The organism is Holdemanella biformis DSM 3989 (genome assembly GCF_000156655.1).
Classification (GTDB): domain Bacteria; phylum Bacillota_I; class Bacilli_A; order Erysipelotrichales; family Erysipelotrichaceae; genus Holdemanella; species Holdemanella biformis.
The window spans coordinates 1-16,764 of the sequence record NZ_DS996843.1 but is presented as its reverse complement, the minus strand read 5'-3'; the positions used below and the strand labels follow the sequence as shown (position 1 = coordinate 16,764).

Below are 16,764 nucleotides of genomic sequence, written 5' to 3'. Positions count from 1 at the left end.
AGGAGGGTTTGTATCATGTATAAAATTATAGAAGTAAAACAAAGTGTATTTGAAGATAATAATAAAGATGCGAATAAATTAAGAGAAGAATGTAAAGATAAAGGTGTGTTCTTATTAAATATTATGTCAAGTCCAGGAGCGGGTAAGACAACAACTCTATCTAGAACGTTAGAAAGATTAAAAGATAGAATGAGAATTGGTATTATGGAAGCGGATATTGATAGTGATGTAGATGCCAAAACAATCAGTGAATATGGCGTACGCACGATTCAACTACACACAGGTGGTATGTGTCATTTAGACGCAGATATGACTCGTCAAGGACTGCGTGAAATGGGTATGGAAGATTTAGATTTGGCAGTACTTGAAAATGTAGGAAATTTGGTTTGTCCAGCTGAATTTGATACGGGATCCACAAAAAATGTGGCTATTTTAAGTGTTCCAGAAGGAGACGACAAACCTTTAAAATATCCATTGATGTTTCAAGTGTGTGATGTGGTTCTAATTAATAAGATGGATGTATTGTCATACTTTGATTTTGATGTAGAGAAATGTAAAGAGAATATTTTGTACCGTAATCCAAATGCGAAAATTTTTGAGGTGTGCGCGAAAACGGGTGAGGGAATTGATGACTGGTGTAATTGGCTTGAAAATGAAGTAAAGGCCTGGAAGGAATAATATGACATATCGAGATAATATTGATAAATTGGCAAGGCGTATCACAGATCGTATTCCGGCTAAAGTAAAAAAATTATCCCAAATGGATCCTGAATATGAGTGTCTAAATGAAATCTTAAATGATGAACAATGTGATTTATGTTTGTGTTTTGAAGTACGTAAACCACTTTCTTTTGAAGAAGTAGTGAAAAGAAGTGGATGGCCAGCAGGAAGAGTGAATCGTGTATTAAATGAAGTATGCGACATTGGAATGATTGAATATAATTGGGAAAATGCGGATCACCACAAACAGTTTGTGCTTCCTCAGTTTGTTCCTGGAGCAGCTGAATTTATGGTTATGAATAAAGATCTTGTTGAAGAACATCCAATTGTTGCGGATTTCTTTGAAAAGATGACACGTTTACCACTTGAAAAGGTAACACCAATGGTCCCTCCTGGAGGAGCGGGTATTGGTATGCATGTCATTCCTGTAGAAAAGGCGATTCATGCAAATCAAGAAGCGGTAAGTGTAGAAAAGATTTCGCATTGGTTGAATAAATACGATAAATATGCACTTTCTCCATGTTCATGTAGAAGACAACAACGTGTTAGAGGTGAAGGAACTGGCGATGTTGAAGCCGATGTTTGTATTGCGGTAGGTGATATGGCAGATTATGTAGTACAGACAAACAAGGGTGGACATTATTGTACGTATGAAGAAGTTATTGAGACTTTAGAACGTTGTGAAAGAAAAGGATATGTACATCAGATTACCAATATTGATGGAGAAGATAAAATTTTTGCGATATGTAACTGCGCACATGGTGTCTGTAACGCATTAAGAACAAGTCAATTGTTCAATACGCCAAATATGTCGGCAAGTGCTTATAGGGCGCATGTGGATAGTGAAAAATGTGTTGCGTGTGGAAAGTGTGTGGAAATTTGTCCAGTGGGTGCGGCAAAATTAGGACAAAAATTATGTACAAAAGCAGGTCCAGTTACATATCCTAAACAAGAACTTCCGGATGCAGTAAAGTGGGGTCCAGAAAAGTGGAATTGGAACTTTAGAGATACAGCTAAAGTCAATTGTTATGAAACTGGAACATCACCATGTAAGAGTGCATGTCCTGCACATTTACCGGTTCAAGGCTATATTAAGATGGCAAAAGAAGGTCGCTATATGGATGCATTAAAGTTAATTAAAGACTTTAATCCATTTCCAGCCGTATGTGGAGCTATTTGTAACAGAAGGTGTGAACAACAATGTACACGTGGATTGATTGATGAGCCTTTGGCTATTGATGAAATCAAGAAGTTTATTGCCGAACAAGAACTTCATGAAGATAAGCGTTATATTCCTTTATGTGAAAATGTCGAAGGCAAGTTTTTCACAAACAAAATGGCCATTATTGGTGCAGGTCCTGCGGGTATGAGTGCAGCTTATTATTTAAGAATGATGGGCTATCCTGTTACAATATTCGAAAAGGAAGAAAAACCAGGCGGTATGTTAGTCTACGGTATTCCTTCTTTTAGATTAGAAAAGTCTGTGATTGAGGCTGAAATTGAAGTGTTAAAAGCTATGGGCATTGAGTTTAAGTGTGGCATAGAAGTAGGTAAAGATATTTCTTTGGATGATTTAAGAAATGAGGGATATGAAGCATTCTATGTGGCCATTGGTGCTCAAGGATCTAGAAAATTAAATATTCCGGGTGAGGAAAATGAAATGGTTGAATCTGGAATTGATTTCTTGCGTAGGGTGAATAAAACAGAAGATCCAAATCTAATTTCTGGTGATGTGGTTGTCGTTGGTGGCGGAAATGTAGCGATAGATGTAGCTCGTACTGCATTAAGAAGTGGAGCTGAAAAAGTTCATTTATATTCTTTGGAACAAGAAGCTGAAATGCCGGCAAGCTTTGAGGAAGTATCAGAAGCTAAAGAAGAGGGCATAATTCTTCATTGTGGATGGGGTCCAAAGGAAATTTTAGAAGATTCGATTGTGTTTAAGCAATGTGTAAGTGTAAAGGATGAAACGGCTAGATTTAATCCAAGCTATGATGAAAATGTTTTGGAAACTATACAATGTAGTCATGTATTACTTTCGATTGGACAAAGTATTGTTCCAATTCAAGGATTCGATGTAGAAGTCAATCCAAATGGAACAATCAAAGCGGATGGAACAACACTTCAAACATCTGTTGAAGATGTATTTGCGGGTGGTGACGTGTATACAGGTCCAAAATTTGCGATTGATGCGATTAGCCATGGTAAAGAAACGGCAGAATCGATGCATCGTTTTGTTCATAAGGGTCATTCTTTGACAATTGGAAGAGACTTACACTTGTTTAATGAATTTGATAAAAATAATGCATTGATTGATATTGATTTTGATCATGCCAAACGTCAGATACCTGGTATTAAAAAGGGTTTGGGTGAAAAATCATTTAGAGATTTACGTTCTACATTTACAGAAGAACAAGTTAAGATTGAAGCCAATCGATGTCTAGGATGTGGTGCAAGTATAGTCGATACAAATAAGTGTATTGGTTGTGGCTTGTGTACGACAAAATGTGAATTTGATGCGATCCACTTAACGCGTGATATCAAAGATGGTGCAAGAATGGTTAAGACGGAAGATAAGATGAAGGCTATATTGCCATATGCGGCTAAGCGTCAAATTAAGATTATTCGCAATAAGAAGAAATAGTATGCATGAATTAGGGATTGTTGTACATATTTCAAAAACATTAGAAGAACTTGCACAAGAAAATAATATTACAGATATTCGTAGAGTGACTTTACAGATTGGAAAAGTAAGTGGAATTGTTCCTGAGTATTTAGTGGATTGTTGGAAATATTATAGGAAGAAGGTTCCTTTAATTGAAAACTCTTCACTAGAATATGAGTGGATTGAAGCTATTACGATTTGTAATGAATGTGAAAAAACATATGATACGATTCAATATGGAAGAAAATGTCCATATTGTAAGAGTGAACATACAGTTCTTCTTCAAGGTAATGAGTGTCTCATTAAACAGATTGAAGCTGAATAAGCGTCGAAAGGCGCTTTTTTTGTGCAAAAATTTAAAAATTATTCGAAAAAGTATCTTTTTTTTCGTATATGAGTATGTAGGAAATGCCTACTAGAAAGAGGTGCTCATGAGAAGCGCAAATTTATTAAATGATTTCGCCTTTAAATATGTGTTTGGCGAAGATTGTAAAGAGGCTAATGATGCTTTAAAATCATTACTTACAGTGTTTTTAGAACGGAAAGTGAATCATGTAGTTGTAAAGAATTCAGAAATGGTAAAAGACTATACTAAAATGAAAAGTCCTCGGTTGGATCTATTAGTTGAATTTGATGATCAAACGACGGTGGATTTAGAAATGCAGTTAAGACAGACCAAAGATAATTTACTCAATCGATTTAATTATTATTTGGCTAGACTTCATGGTTCACAAGACATGGAAGGAAAAAGTTATAGTCAATTAAAGGAAACTATTGTGATGGTATTCTTTAATTTGATAATTGCTGATGATGATGATGACATTTGTAGTTTATACACAATGAGAAAATACAGTGGCATTCCTTTAGTGAAAGATGAAAAAGAAGATCGTATGAAGTTAATGACAATAGAAATGCCAAAAGTGGATTTAAATAAACCACTTGAAGACATGAATGAACAGGAGAAAATGATTTATTACTTTTTGAATTGCCATAAAGGATTGGATGATAGTAAAATTAAGGTGATGATAGAAAGTGATGGGATGATTCAAATGTTGGAGAAGCGTGTAGAAACGATATCGGATGATCGTTGGAAGAAAATAATAGAAGATTTTCAAAAGCTGCATGAAAATGAAGAACGAATTGAACTACAGCTTGAACTTGAAGAAGCTCAAAGACAGATGAAAGAAGCTCGTAAAGACAAAGAAGAGGTTCGTAAAGACAAAGAAGAGGCTCGTAAAGAAAAAGAAGAAGCTCATAAAGAGAAAGAAGAAGCTCATAAAGAGAAAGAAGAAGCAAGAAAGGCTATACTAGAAGCTGATAAGAAAGTGAAACAAATGGTTTGCAAGATGTATGAAGATGGTTTTACTCTTGAACAAATATCTGCGTATTGTTCACTAAATGTGGATGAAATTGAGTTGTTGATAAAATCTTAAAATTTTCTGTTGCATTTAAAAAAATGTTTGTTTATAATAGAGCCATCCTTTGTAGAGGCAATGAAAAGAAGAAGTAGTCGTGGATGCTGCTGATAGTGAGTTCCTGATGGTGGAAATGGAACAGTAAGCACAGGGTGAACGTGTCTTAGAGCTAAGCTTTCGAAGATTGAGGAAGCTTCGGATACTCCCGTTATGAGTTAAGGGCCTGTACTTTTGTGCAGGAAATAAGGTGGTACCGCGATTTTATAGTCGTCCTTGTATATTCAAGGACGACTTTTTTTATTAGAAAGGAATGGGACAACATGAAAAAAGGATTTAGATTTATTTCGGCATTTTTAGTAAGTTTTATGATTATGATGTCTAGTATTATGCCTGCATTTGCCGATGAAACAGACACATCAACTACAGGTGATTTATTAGATAAAATTCAAGAAAGAGGAGAATTAGTTGTGGGAACATCTCCAGATTTCCCTCCTAATGAATTTATTGATTCGACAAAAACAGGACAAGCTCAATATGTTGGTTCTGATATTGAATTGGCAAAATATATCGCAAAAAAGATGGGCGTTAAATTAACAATCAAAGCATCAAGTTTCGATACTGTTTTGGCAAACCTTCAAACTGAAGAAATTGACTTGGCTATTACAGGATTAGCCTATACACCAGCACGTGCTCAACAGATGGAAATGTCTATTGGATACAATATGACAGAAGACACGGGTGGACAGGCTGTTATTATTTCTAAAAAAGATGAAGAGAAATATAAAAAATTAACAGATTTAACGGGCTTAAAAGTAGCTGCTCAACAGGGTTCAATCCAGCAACAATATACCGAAGATCAAATTCCAGACGCAAAACTACAATCGATTTCAAGTATTGATGATGGTGTTGCCCTATTAAAGAATGGGACTGTACAAGCCGTTGCATGTTCGGAAGGTACAGCTGATGAATATATTGAAAAGAACTCTGAACTTGCGAAGTTAGATGAATTATTTAATATTGATCAAGATTATGCAGGTAACCGTGTAGGTGCTCCTTTAGGCGAAAAAAGATTGATGAAGGAAGTCAATAAAATCTTAAAGGAAGTTAATAAAAAAGGTTTGTATGAAAAATGGTATAAAGCAGCTAAGAAACAAAGTAGTGAACAATTCACATTGACAGCAACTGGATTCTTTGGAACATGTGTTCAAATTGTACAATATTGTTGGCCACAATTATTAAAAGGTCTAGGAGTTACTTTAGGACTTGCAGCTATAACTGTTATCTTTGGTACAATTATTGGTGGATTATTTGCTCTTGTAAAATTATCAAAGAATAAGATTGTACAAGCAATTGCCGGTGTATATGTAGAATTGATTCGTGGAACACCATTGTTGCTACAATTGTGGTTATTCATTAATATTTTCTCTTATTTGACAAATGGAAAGATGCCAATGATCGTCAGTGTAATCATTGCGCTGATTATTAACTCGAGTGCATATGTCGCTGAAATCATCCGTTCAGGTATTCAGTCAGTGGATAAAGGTCAAAGAGAAGCGGCTAAATCATTGGGTATGTCGAATGTACATATGATGACTAAAATCATTATTCCTCAAGCTATCAAAAATATCTTGCCTGCATTAGGTAATGAATTCGTTATGATGATCAAGGAAACATCTTTGGCAAGTACATTCTATATTGGTGAATTAATGACTGTTAATAGCGTAATTAAATCCGCTACTTATAAATCCATTGAACCATTAGTAATTGTTGGTTTGATTTACTTTATCGTTACATATTCATTATCAAAATTAATTAAATACATGGAAGGGAAGTTGAGTGTCAGTGACTAAGGAACTAATTGTTGTAAAAGACTTACATAAAAATTTTGGAGATCTTGAAGTATTAAAAGGAATTGATCAAACAATCCATCAAGGAGAAGTTGTTAGTATTATTGGACCTAGTGGTTCAGGAAAATCGACTTTCTTACGTTGTCTAAATTTATTAGAAAAACCAACAAGTGGACAAATCATTTTTGAAGGGGTGGATATAGCAGCCGAAAATGTGGATATTGATACACACCGTAAAAAGATTGGGATGATCTTCCAACACTTTAATGTATTTCCACATTTAACAGTTTTAGAAAATATTACGATTACCCCCATCTTAGAACTTAAAACACCAAAGGCAGAAGCTGAAAAAGAAGCGATTGAATTGCTTAAAAAGGTTGGCTTAGAAGATAAGAAAGATGAATATCCAAGAAAATTATCTGGTGGACAAAAACAGCGTCTAGCTATTGTTCGTGCTTTAGCAATGCATCCGGATGTGATTCTATGTGATGAACCAACAAGTGCACTTGATCCAGAAATGGTAAAAGGTGTATTAGAAGTAATCAAAGAATTAGCAAACCAAGGAATGACAATCGTGATTGTAACTCATGAAATGGGCTTTGCCCGCGAAACAAGTGATCGCGTATTATTTATGGATGAAGGTATTATTCAAGAACAAGGTACTCCAGAAGATATTTTTGAACACCCACAAAATCCTAGAACCATCAAATTTTTATCGCAGGTACTATAAGCTTGGGCATATGCTCAAGCTTTTCTTATGGTATAATCTAATAAAATGGAGGAAATTGATATGAATTCAGAATGGTCATTAGACGTATTGTACAAGGGATTTGATGATCCTAAATTTAGTGAAGATCTAACATCTTTTGAAAAGAAGGCAAAAGAATTGGATGAACTTTCAAAGACTTTAAGTCATGAAAATGAGAAGGAAGATTTGATTCGAATTGTTAAGGCTTTAGAAGAATTTGAACTTTTGGAAAAACATTTAAGCTGCTTTGGATTTTTGAGCCAATCCACAAATACGGCAAATACGAAAGCGGCAGCAGCCATTGATAAAGTAGCTACCATCGCAAGTACAGCGAGTAAGGCTATGGCTGTATTCTCTCGCTATATTTCGGATATGAAAGATTTGAACAGCTATTTAGATTGTCCAGAACTTTGCGAATACAAATATTTCTTAAATGATATTCATGAAAGCGGAAAATATTTGTTAAGTGAAGACGTAGAGGAAGCACTTGCCAAAATGAATATTTCTGGTGGTTCAGCTTGGGAAAAGCAACAAAGCCTTTTAACAAGCTCACTTGAAGTGGAATATGATGGTAAGAAGTTGCCATTGGCTTCTGTTCGTAACCTTGCTTATGATGCAGATAAAGAAGTTCGTAAAGCTGCCTATGAAGCAGAAATCAAAAGTTATGCACCTATTGCGGATGCCGTTAGTTTCTCATTGAATAATATTAAACTACAAGTTATCACTGAAGCAAAAATGCGTGGATATACAAGTCCAATGGATATGACACTACACCAGTCTCATGTATCCCAGAAAACATTAGACGCACTTTTAAGTGCAATGCAGAAATACTTGCCAGTATTCCATAAGTATTTGAAAAGAAAAGCTGAAATACTTGGATATGAAAATGGCCTTCCTTGGTATGAATTATTTGCGCCAGTCGGAAAATCAGCTACTACAAGTTTTACCCCTGAAACTACAAAAGAATATTTAGTAAATCATTTTAGACCATTCTGTGATGAATTGGCTGATATGATGGAAGAAGCTTTTGACAATAACTGGATTGATTTTTATCCACACAAAGGAAAAGTGGGTGGAGCCTTCTGTTGTAATATGCCATTTGTGAAACAATCACGCGTATTAACTAACTTTGATGGTGGACTTGGAGATGTCGTTACGTTGGCTCATGAACTTGGACATGCATATCATGGATTGAATATTGAAAGTCACAAACCGTTGAATTGGGAATATTCTATGCCAGTTGCAGAAACGGCAAGTACATTTAATGAAAATATCATTATGAATGCAGTAATTGATGAAACGGAAGATAAAGAAGTAAAACTAGGCTTGATTGAAAACCAACTTCAAGATCTATGTCAGATTATCTGTGATATTTATTCTCGTTACTTATTTGAAAAAGCCGTATTTGATCGTAGAAGCGATGAATTCTTATTTACAGATCAATTGAATGAAATTATGTTGGACGCACAAAAACAAGCTTATGGCGATGGACTTGATCCAACTTGTTTACATCCATATATGTGGGTATGTAAGTCACACTATTATTCTTCAGATTTAAGCTATTATAACTGGCCATATGCCTTTGGTGGATTGTTTGCGCGTGGATTGATTGTAAAATATCAAGAAATGGGAAAAGAAGAATTTGTTCCAAAATATAAAGAGATGTTACACACAACAACCGTTGCTTCTGTAGAAGATACAGCTTCAGTATTAGGTATTGATCTAACGGATGAAGCTTTCTGGATTTCTGCATTGGAAACCGCAAAATCAAGAATTGAAGAATTTATCGAATTATCGAAATAATTGCTTGGAAACAAGCAATTTTTTTCTGCAAAAGTTCACAAATGATGATATAATCTATTGCGTTCGAATTTTTTCAAGGAGAGATTTAATGAGTACAGAAATGTTAATGAAAAATAGAGAACGTTTTATCAAAAACGTAAATAGTAATGAGAATGGTGCAGCTGCACTTTCTTTAAGATTATTTTGTTATGCTAGATTTATGGCAGTAAAAAACCCGTATGCAGAAACGCATGACTGGGTATATGAAAACGAATTGACAAATGCCCAAGCCAATCAATATGTATTCCGTTTATTGGATGAAAGTACAGAAAGGCCATCTATGGATATGTTGATTCGTAAATTAAAAAGTGTTCGTTTGGTTCGTGATAGTGAAATGAATGGCAGAAAAATTTATGTTATTAAATTCACAGATATCGAAATGGAAGAATTGATGAATAAGAGTATTATTGATAAACCAAGCGATAAGTTATTAAAAGAAAAGAAGTCTTCTGTAAAGAAAGAAAAAGAAGAAGTGGTGAATTCATCTTGGAAAGAGGTATTCTTAAAAAATAGTAAAGGTGAAAATTTACAGATACTTCGATTCTGGTTCTATATACAGTATAATGCAGAAAAGAATGGGAAGAAGTATATTTCAAAAAGCCAGGCATTAAGTGAAGGAGCTATTGAATATGTGTATAAGGGAATCCCTAAAAAGATGGATGTTCTAAAAGATTTATTCGCATTGATGAAACAATTAAAACTAGTTAAAGAAGATGTTGTTAAAAATAAGATTGTGCTTCGTCCAGCCAAATTAGAGGGCATAGAAATTAAGGATTATATAAAGGATAAGCCAGTAGATTTAAATAGTTTTAACTATACGAATGTATAAGAAAATGACGAGATTTAGTTCTCGTCATTTTTATATATTTTATAATCGTTTTTGCCTGTTCGTTTTGTTTGATACAAGGCATGATCGGCATGGCGATATAATTCCATAAAAGTAGTGCCATTACTAGGGGCGAATGCCATTCCAACACTGATAGAAAGTTTAAAGTCTTGTAGTTCTTCAATCTTTAATGCATTGACTTTCTTTAGTAAAGATTGAATTCTTGATTCGGCAATATGTTCATCTTCGATTAGAATGATAAATTCGTCGCCACCAATTCTTCCAACAATATCCGTTTGTCTAAAATGATTTTTAAATAGGTCACTCAAATTTTTTAATACTTTATCACCTACGGCATGTCCATAATTATCATTCACCGATTTAAAATCATCCACATCCAAGATCAAGAAACAGAAGTGTTCATGATTCTTAAGTTTTTGATCAATGAGTTTTTGTGTTGTTTCTTTATTAAAAACGGAAGTTAATGGATCAATTTCAGATAAATGAATCAAATATTTATTTTCTCTTGAATTTGAGTGAGCCAAATAAATCATCAAGCTGAGTACAATCAAGCCTAAAAATGTTGCCAACAAAGTTTCATAATGCTTAATAAATGTGTAAGATTCTTGAGCAACATGAACTGGAACAATGTAACATATCATCCAATCATTGATTTTTAATGGGGAATAAGCTAAATATAACGATTTATTCTTTTTGGTTTGTATTTGGATTAAATCTGATTCTTGTTGGTTGAAGTCTGTTTTCACTTCCTTTTCATCACAAATATCAAATAAATTATCTATTGTTTTTATATTGTGCTTTTTTTCGTATTTCTTGTCTCTAGTGATTAGATTTCCATCTTGATCAACAATAAAACTTTTTCCTTGTCCATCAAACAAATCATCAAACAACATATTTCCTAGTTTTGTGACATTATAAGAACCGCCCACAACACCTACGACTTGATTGTTCTTATAAATAGGAACACTTAAAATAACGCGTGTTTGTTGATCAACACTACTTTCTAAGGGGTCTGAAAGAGATTGTTTGCCTTGCATCGATTCTTTAAAATATCTTCGATGTGCAACATTTTTAACTACATTATTATCATATAGTGCATTTCCATCTGAATCTATGATTGCGGTACGATTTAAGTCTGTGTTTTCCATGAAGGCTTTAATTAAAGATATATTATTTTCTGAAAATAGGTCTTCAGACTTTGATAATTCTTGTGCTAGTACATTTAAATAGGAATAGTTAATATTCAAAATTGTATTTAAGTGCTCGCTTTGTTGAGTCACATTGGTAATGAGTGTTTCTCTTGAATTTTTTTCAATGGAAGATTGAACAACATTAAAAAATATAGAAATTCCAATCACAAGAGTTATGATGAAAATGGTAATTGCGTAAATATAGTTTTTAACGAAATTTTTTTGTTCGAAATATTTATTTTTCATATGGAACTCCTTTTTCTAATTATACCAAGAAAAATGGTAAAGGAATATCAAATTATATAAGACTAACCATAATTTGTGAAATCAATCACATTTTAGTGTATTATATAAGATATAAAGAAATTTGCTCCCAACATTAAGAGAATTCTGCGTGAAAGGTGCTTATGAGAATTTGTAAGTATAACTATAGCTATGCTCTTTTTGTGTGGAGTATAGCTTTTCTTTTGGAAGGAGCTGAATATGGAAACACGTGTAGCCGTAATGGGAATCATTGTAGAAGATACAAATGCAGTAAATCTTTTAAATGAAATTTTACATGAATATAGTGAGTTTATAATTGGAAGAATGGGTATTCCTTATAAACAAAAAAAAATTAGTGTAATTTCAATCGCATTAGATGCCCCACAAAATACAATTGCTGCTTTGGCCGGTAAATTAGGAAATATAAAGGGAATTAGTGTTAAAACTGCCTATTCCAATGTGATTAGTCATGATTGAGGCATATCGATTGATTGATAAACTTGAAAGAGAACACGCTTTAAGTTTATTGGAATATCAAACTTTAATCGAAGCCGAAAATGAAGCTTTGCGATTATATGCTTCAAACAAAGCAAAGGAAGTCGCAAATTCTATATATGGGAATTCAGTCTATGTACGTGGCTTGATTGAAGTAGGAAACTATTGTCGTAATGACTGTTTCTATTGTGGTATTCGAAAATCAAATTCCAATTGCGATCGATATATATTAGATGAAGAAGATATATTGAATTGCTGCAAAGAAGGATATAAACTTGGCTTTCGCACTTTTGTGCTTCAAGGTGGGGAAGGTATTTATAAAAGGGATTTTGTCACAAATATAGTTCAAAAGATTCGTAGTGAATATCCAAATTGTGCAATTACCCTTTCTCTAGGTGAAGAAGATAGAGATACATATAAGGCTTGGTTTGATGCGGGAGCTGATCGCTATTTATTAAGACATGAAACCGCAAATAAAAGTCATTATGAAAAGCTGCATCCAAAGAATATGTCTTTTGATCATCGCATGCAGTGTTTAAAAGACTTAAAGGAAATTGGCTATCAAGTAGGCTGTGGCTTTATGGTGGGTTCCCCCTATCAGACAAGTGAAACTTTGGCGATGGATTTGAAGTTTATTGAAACATTTAAACCTGATATGTGTGGAATAGGTCCATTTATTTCACAAAAGGATACGCCCTTTAAAAATATGGAAAGTGGTACTTTGAATCAAACGTTATTCTTATTATCTTTAATTCGTTTGATTCAACCAAATATCTTACTTCCAGCCACAACAGCACTTGGAACAATTGATCCAAAGGGAAGAGAAAAAGGGATTCTTGCCGGGGCCAATGTTGTTATGCCGAATTTATCGCCGGTAAGTGTTAGAAAAAAATATGCGTTATATGATAATAAAATTTGTACGGGTGAAGAAAGCGCAGAATGCAAGGATTGTTTATCAAAACGTATGAATTCGATTGGTTACAAAATTGTAACAGATCGTGGAGATATAAAAAAATAAAAGAGGAGAAACAAAAATGAGTATTTACAATCCAAAATCATTAAAGGCAGAAGAATTTATTAATCATGAGGAGATTCTTGAAACGATTGAATATGCTGAAAAAAACAAGCGCAATGTAGAATTGATTGATTCAATTTTAAATAAGGCTCGTCCTCAAAAGACGGAGCATGGCGTTCATTGTGAAGGCTTGACACATCGTGAAGCAAGTGTACTTTTAGCTTGTGATATTCCTGAAAAAATAGAGGAAATGTATAAGCTTGCCAATGAAATCAAACAAGCATTTTACGGCAATCGTATTGTGATGTTTGCCCCATTATATTTATCAAACTATTGTGTGAATGGATGTGTATATTGTCCTTATCATATGAAAAATAAACATATCAAGCGTATTAAATTAACCCAAGATCAGATTCGTGATGAAGTTATTGCTTTGCAGGATATGGGACATAAACGTTTGGCCATTGAAGCAGGAGAAGACCCAGTTCATAACTCAATTGAATATATTTTAGAATCGATTAAAACTATTTATTCAATTCAACATAAAAATGGTGCGATTCGCCGTGTCAATGTAAATATTGCAGCTACAACGGTTGAAAACTATCGTAAGTTAAAAGAAGCTGGAATCGGAACATATATCTTATTCCAGGAAACATATAATAAGGAAAGTTATTTAGAGTTGCATCCAACAGGCCCTAAACATGATTATGATTATCATACAGAAGCTATGGATAGAGCTATGGAAGGTGGAATTGATGATGTTGGTTTAGGTGTATTGTTTGGTTTAGAGGGCTATCAATATGAGTTTGCCGGGTTGATGATGCATGCAGAACACTTAGAAGCTGTTCATGGTGTAGGTCCACATACAATTAGTGTGCCTCGTGTAAAACATGCAGATGATATTGATCCAGAAGCATTTGATAATAGTTTGGATGATGAAATTTTTGAAAAAATTGCAGCATGTATCCGTATTGCCGTTCCATATACAGGAATGATTATTTCAACTCGTGAATCTCAAGAAGTTCGTGGAAAAATGCTTCATTTAGGTGTTTCTCAAATTAGTGGAGCAAGTCGTACATCTGTTGGTGGATATACAGAAGAAGATCGTCCTCATGATTCAGAACAATTTGATGTATCGGATCAAAGAACATTGGATGAAGTTGTAAATTGGTTGATGCAGTTAGGCTACATACCTTCTTTCTGTACTGCATGTTATAGAGAAGGAAGAACAGGAGATCGTTTCATGTCTTTGTGTAAGACAGGACAAATCCAAAATTGTTGTCATCCAAACGCATTGATGACTTTATGTGAATATTTAGTGGACTATGCGAGTGAAGATACAAAGAAGATTGGTTTTGAATTGATTGAAAAAGAATTAAATAAGATTCCAAATGCGAAAGCTCAACAAATTGCTCGTGAAAATGTGGATGCAATCAAATCTAGTAATCGTAGAGATTTTAGGTTCTAATATGGCTAATTTAAATAGTACAGTAAGTGCCAATCGCACACACATTGGATTTTTCGGTTTAAGAAATGCTGGAAAATCCAGTGTCGTCAATGCGATTACTAACCAGAGTATGTCATTAGTTTCTAATATAAAGGGAACTACGACAGATCCTGTAAAGAAATCTATGGAAATCTTACCGATTGGTCCTGTTGTAATTGTGGATACGCCGGGTATGGATGATGAAGGAACTTTGGGTGAGTTAAGAATCAAAAGAACACTAGAAGTTTTAAAAACAATTGATATGGCTGTATTGGTTGTGGATGCAAATGTAGGTCTACAAAAAATAGATTTGGATTTGATTGGCATGTTTAAAGAAAATAAATTACCTTACTTTATAGCTTTTAATAAGTGTGATTTGATTGAAGAAAAGAAAGAGTTGGCTTCAAATGAAATCTATGTGAGTGCTATAAATAAAGAAAACATAAATGAATTAAAACAATTGTTAGCATCAAACACAAAGAATCAGGAAGATAAGACAATTATTGGTGATTTAATTAAAACAGGTGATGTTGTTGTGCTTGTGATTCCGATTGATAAGTCAGCACCTAAGGGAAGATTGATTTTACCACAACAACTTGTGTTAAGAGATATCTTGGATCATCATGCGATTGGCATGACATGTCAGGTTGAAGAGCTTGAAGAAGCATTAAAAAGAGTGACTCCAAAATTAGTTATTACGGATTCTCAAGCTTTTAATAAGGTTAGTCAGATTGTGGATAAATCTATTCATTTAACTTCTTTCTCCATTCTTATGGCACGTTTAAAAGGAAGTTTAGCTACAGTTCTTGAAGGGGCAAACAAGCTAGATCATCTACAAGATGGAGATTGTATATTGATTAGTGAAGGTTGTACGCACCATAGACAGTGTGGTGACATTGGCACAGATAAGCTTCCAAAATGGATTTTGAATTATACAAAGAAGAATGTAACTTTTGAATTCACTTCAGGACATGGATTTAAGGAAGATCTTTCAAAATATAGTGTTGTGATTCATTGTGGTGCATGTATGTTAAATGAAAAAGAAGTACAGTCTAGAGTGAAAGAGTGCAAGAAACAGGATGTTCCTTTCACAAATTATGGTATTGCGATTGCGAAAATGAACGGAATTTTAGATCGTTCTGTAGAGGTATTTTAAAATGAAAAAAATATATATTTCAGCCGATATTGAAGGTATTTGGGGAAATAGTAATCCGGCAAATACTGCTAAAAATGGATATTTATATTCTGAATATTGTACAAATATGATGAATGAAGTCAATCTTGTGATTGATTTACTATTTCAAAATGGTGTAGAAGAAGTTGTAGTGAATGACGGTCATGGAAATATGGATAATCTTCTTCCTTCAAAATTAGATCCAAGAGCTGCTTTTGTAGCGGCAAATGGTGCTTATAAAGAATTTGGCATGATGGAAGGGTTAGATGATTCTTTTGATGGTGCAATGTTTATCGGTTATCATTCTCGTTGTAATTCGCCTGGTGTAATGGCTCATACAATTTGGGGTACGATGGTACGAAAAGTTGTGGTAGATGGAAAAGAGCTTGGTGAAAGTGGCATAAATCGATTATTAGCAGATGAATTTGGTGTACCTGTTATCTTAGCAAGTGGTGATAGTGAATATGGTAAACAAGTCGAAGAAGAACTTCGTTGTGTCTTTGTAGAAACAAAGAAGACATTGAATAATCAATGTGCTTTATGTTGCAGCTTTAACGAGTTGAAGAATAGATATACTAAGGGTATTCAAGAAGCTTTAAAAGTAGATGAGAAACCAACATTGTCTTCATCTCATGCAATGGATATTACTTTCCATCACAGTCGTAATGCGGATTTTGTATCTCGAATGGATAATGTAGAAAAGATGGATGATTGTACAGTTCGTATAAATAAGGAAACGTATAAAGATTTATATGCATTGATGCGTTTTGTGATTAAAGTTTGTAATGCATATGCTTAAAAACAAAGTAACCATTTTAAGTGTTGGTGTCTTAAAATGGTTACTTTTGTTTATTATTATTTTTTAGGAGAGAGATATGAATATTGGTTTATTTCTATATTCATTGCCTTATCTTTTAAGGCACTTATAGAATATCATTCTATGTTGTTATGAATTTAGTATAACTTTGGTAAATGTTGTGAAATCAGATTGAATTATGTGAAATTTTCAAAATGTGCATCTTTTCTAAAATTTCCTTCTTTTTTTTCGTATTAGAGAGA

14 protein-coding genes and 1 other annotated feature are annotated in these 16,764 nt (G+C 33.9%); of the genes, 13 read left to right on the top strand and 1 reads right to left on the bottom strand.

Features of this window, described 5'->3' with window-relative positions:
• Positions 1-15: 15 nt before the first annotated feature.
• The 8 genes from hypB (at position 16) to EUBIFOR_RS06825 (ending at position 10,063) form a co-directional block, all read left to right on the top strand.
• Complete coding sequence (gene hypB / locus EUBIFOR_RS06860; protein ID WP_003865254.1) at positions 16-678, top strand: hydrogenase nickel incorporation protein HypB; 663 nt, start codon at positions 16-18, stop codon at positions 676-678.
• Position 679: 1 nt separating this feature from the next.
• Positions 680-3,361 (top strand): FAD-dependent oxidoreductase, encoded by a 2,682-nt coding sequence (locus EUBIFOR_RS06855; protein WP_003865253.1) that lies wholly within the window; start codon positions 680-682, stop codon positions 3,359-3,361.
• Position 3,362: 1 nt separating this feature from the next.
• Positions 3,363-3,707 (top strand): hydrogenase maturation nickel metallochaperone HypA, encoded by a 345-nt coding sequence (locus EUBIFOR_RS06850; protein WP_003865252.1) that lies wholly within the window; start codon positions 3,363-3,365, stop codon positions 3,705-3,707.
• A 106-nt stretch (positions 3,708-3,813) separates the two neighbouring features.
• On the top strand, positions 3,814-4,815 hold the full coding sequence (locus tag EUBIFOR_RS06845) for a PD-(D/E)XK nuclease family transposase (protein ID WP_003865251.1): 1,002 nt from the start codon (positions 3,814-3,816) through the stop codon (positions 4,813-4,815).
• Positions 4,816-4,866: 51 nt separating this feature from the next.
• Positions 4,867-5,075: a binding site (T-box leader), on the top strand.
• Between the two features lie 42 nt (positions 5,076-5,117).
• Positions 5,118-6,647, top strand: coding sequence for an ABC transporter substrate-binding protein/permease (locus EUBIFOR_RS06840; protein WP_040466308.1), 1,530 nt, complete (start codon positions 5,118-5,120; stop codon positions 6,645-6,647).
• Entirely contained in the window at positions 6,640-7,374 is a 735-nt protein-coding gene (locus EUBIFOR_RS06835) for an amino acid ABC transporter ATP-binding protein (protein ID WP_003865249.1), read from the top strand. The genes EUBIFOR_RS06840 and EUBIFOR_RS06835 overlap by 8 nt, the downstream gene beginning before the upstream one ends.
• 60 nt (positions 7,375-7,434) lie before the next feature.
• Positions 7,435-9,195 (top strand): M3 family oligoendopeptidase, encoded by a 1,761-nt coding sequence (locus EUBIFOR_RS06830; RefSeq protein ID WP_040466307.1) that lies wholly within the window; start codon positions 7,435-7,437, stop codon positions 9,193-9,195.
• Between the two features lie 88 nt (positions 9,196-9,283).
• Entirely contained in the window at positions 9,284-10,063 is a 780-nt protein-coding gene (locus tag EUBIFOR_RS06825; RefSeq protein WP_040466306.1) for a hypothetical protein, read from the top strand.
• 14 nt (positions 10,064-10,077) lie between these two features.
• Here EUBIFOR_RS06825 and EUBIFOR_RS06820 read toward each other — a convergent pair whose 3' ends face one another.
• Positions 10,078-11,517, bottom strand: a complete 1,440-nt coding sequence (locus EUBIFOR_RS06820; protein ID WP_003865246.1) for a sensor domain-containing diguanylate cyclase — start codon at positions 11,515-11,517, stop codon at positions 10,078-10,080.
• Positions 11,518-11,754: 237 nt separating this feature from the next.
• Here EUBIFOR_RS06820 and EUBIFOR_RS06815 point away from each other — a divergent pair, with 237 nt between their 5' ends.
• Genes EUBIFOR_RS06815 through EUBIFOR_RS06795 form a run of 5 tightly spaced genes read left to right on the top strand, consistent with a single transcriptional unit; the run spans position 11,755 to position 16,504 of the window.
• On the top strand, positions 11,755-12,012 hold the full coding sequence (locus tag EUBIFOR_RS06815; protein ID WP_003865245.1) for a TM1266 family iron-only hydrogenase system putative regulator: 258 nt from the start codon (positions 11,755-11,757) through the stop codon (positions 12,010-12,012).
• Positions 12,005-13,048, top strand: a complete 1,044-nt coding sequence (gene hydE, locus EUBIFOR_RS06810) for a [FeFe] hydrogenase H-cluster radical SAM maturase HydE (RefSeq protein WP_003865244.1) — start codon at positions 12,005-12,007, stop codon at positions 13,046-13,048. The genes EUBIFOR_RS06815 and hydE overlap by 8 nt, the downstream gene beginning before the upstream one ends.
• A 16-nt stretch (positions 13,049-13,064) precedes the next feature.
• Positions 13,065-14,513, top strand: a complete 1,449-nt coding sequence (hydG, locus tag EUBIFOR_RS06805; RefSeq protein ID WP_003865243.1) for a [FeFe] hydrogenase H-cluster radical SAM maturase HydG — start codon at positions 13,065-13,067, stop codon at positions 14,511-14,513.
• 1 nt (position 14,514) lies between these two features.
• On the top strand, positions 14,515-15,687 hold the full coding sequence (gene hydF, locus EUBIFOR_RS06800; RefSeq protein WP_040466355.1) for a [FeFe] hydrogenase H-cluster maturation GTPase HydF: 1,173 nt from the start codon (positions 14,515-14,517) through the stop codon (positions 15,685-15,687).
• Position 15,688: 1 nt separating this feature from the next.
• Positions 15,689-16,504 (top strand): M55 family metallopeptidase, encoded by an 816-nt coding sequence (locus EUBIFOR_RS06795; RefSeq protein ID WP_003865241.1) that lies wholly within the window; start codon positions 15,689-15,691, stop codon positions 16,502-16,504.
• The last annotated feature ends 260 nt before the right edge of the window (positions 16,505-16,764 follow it).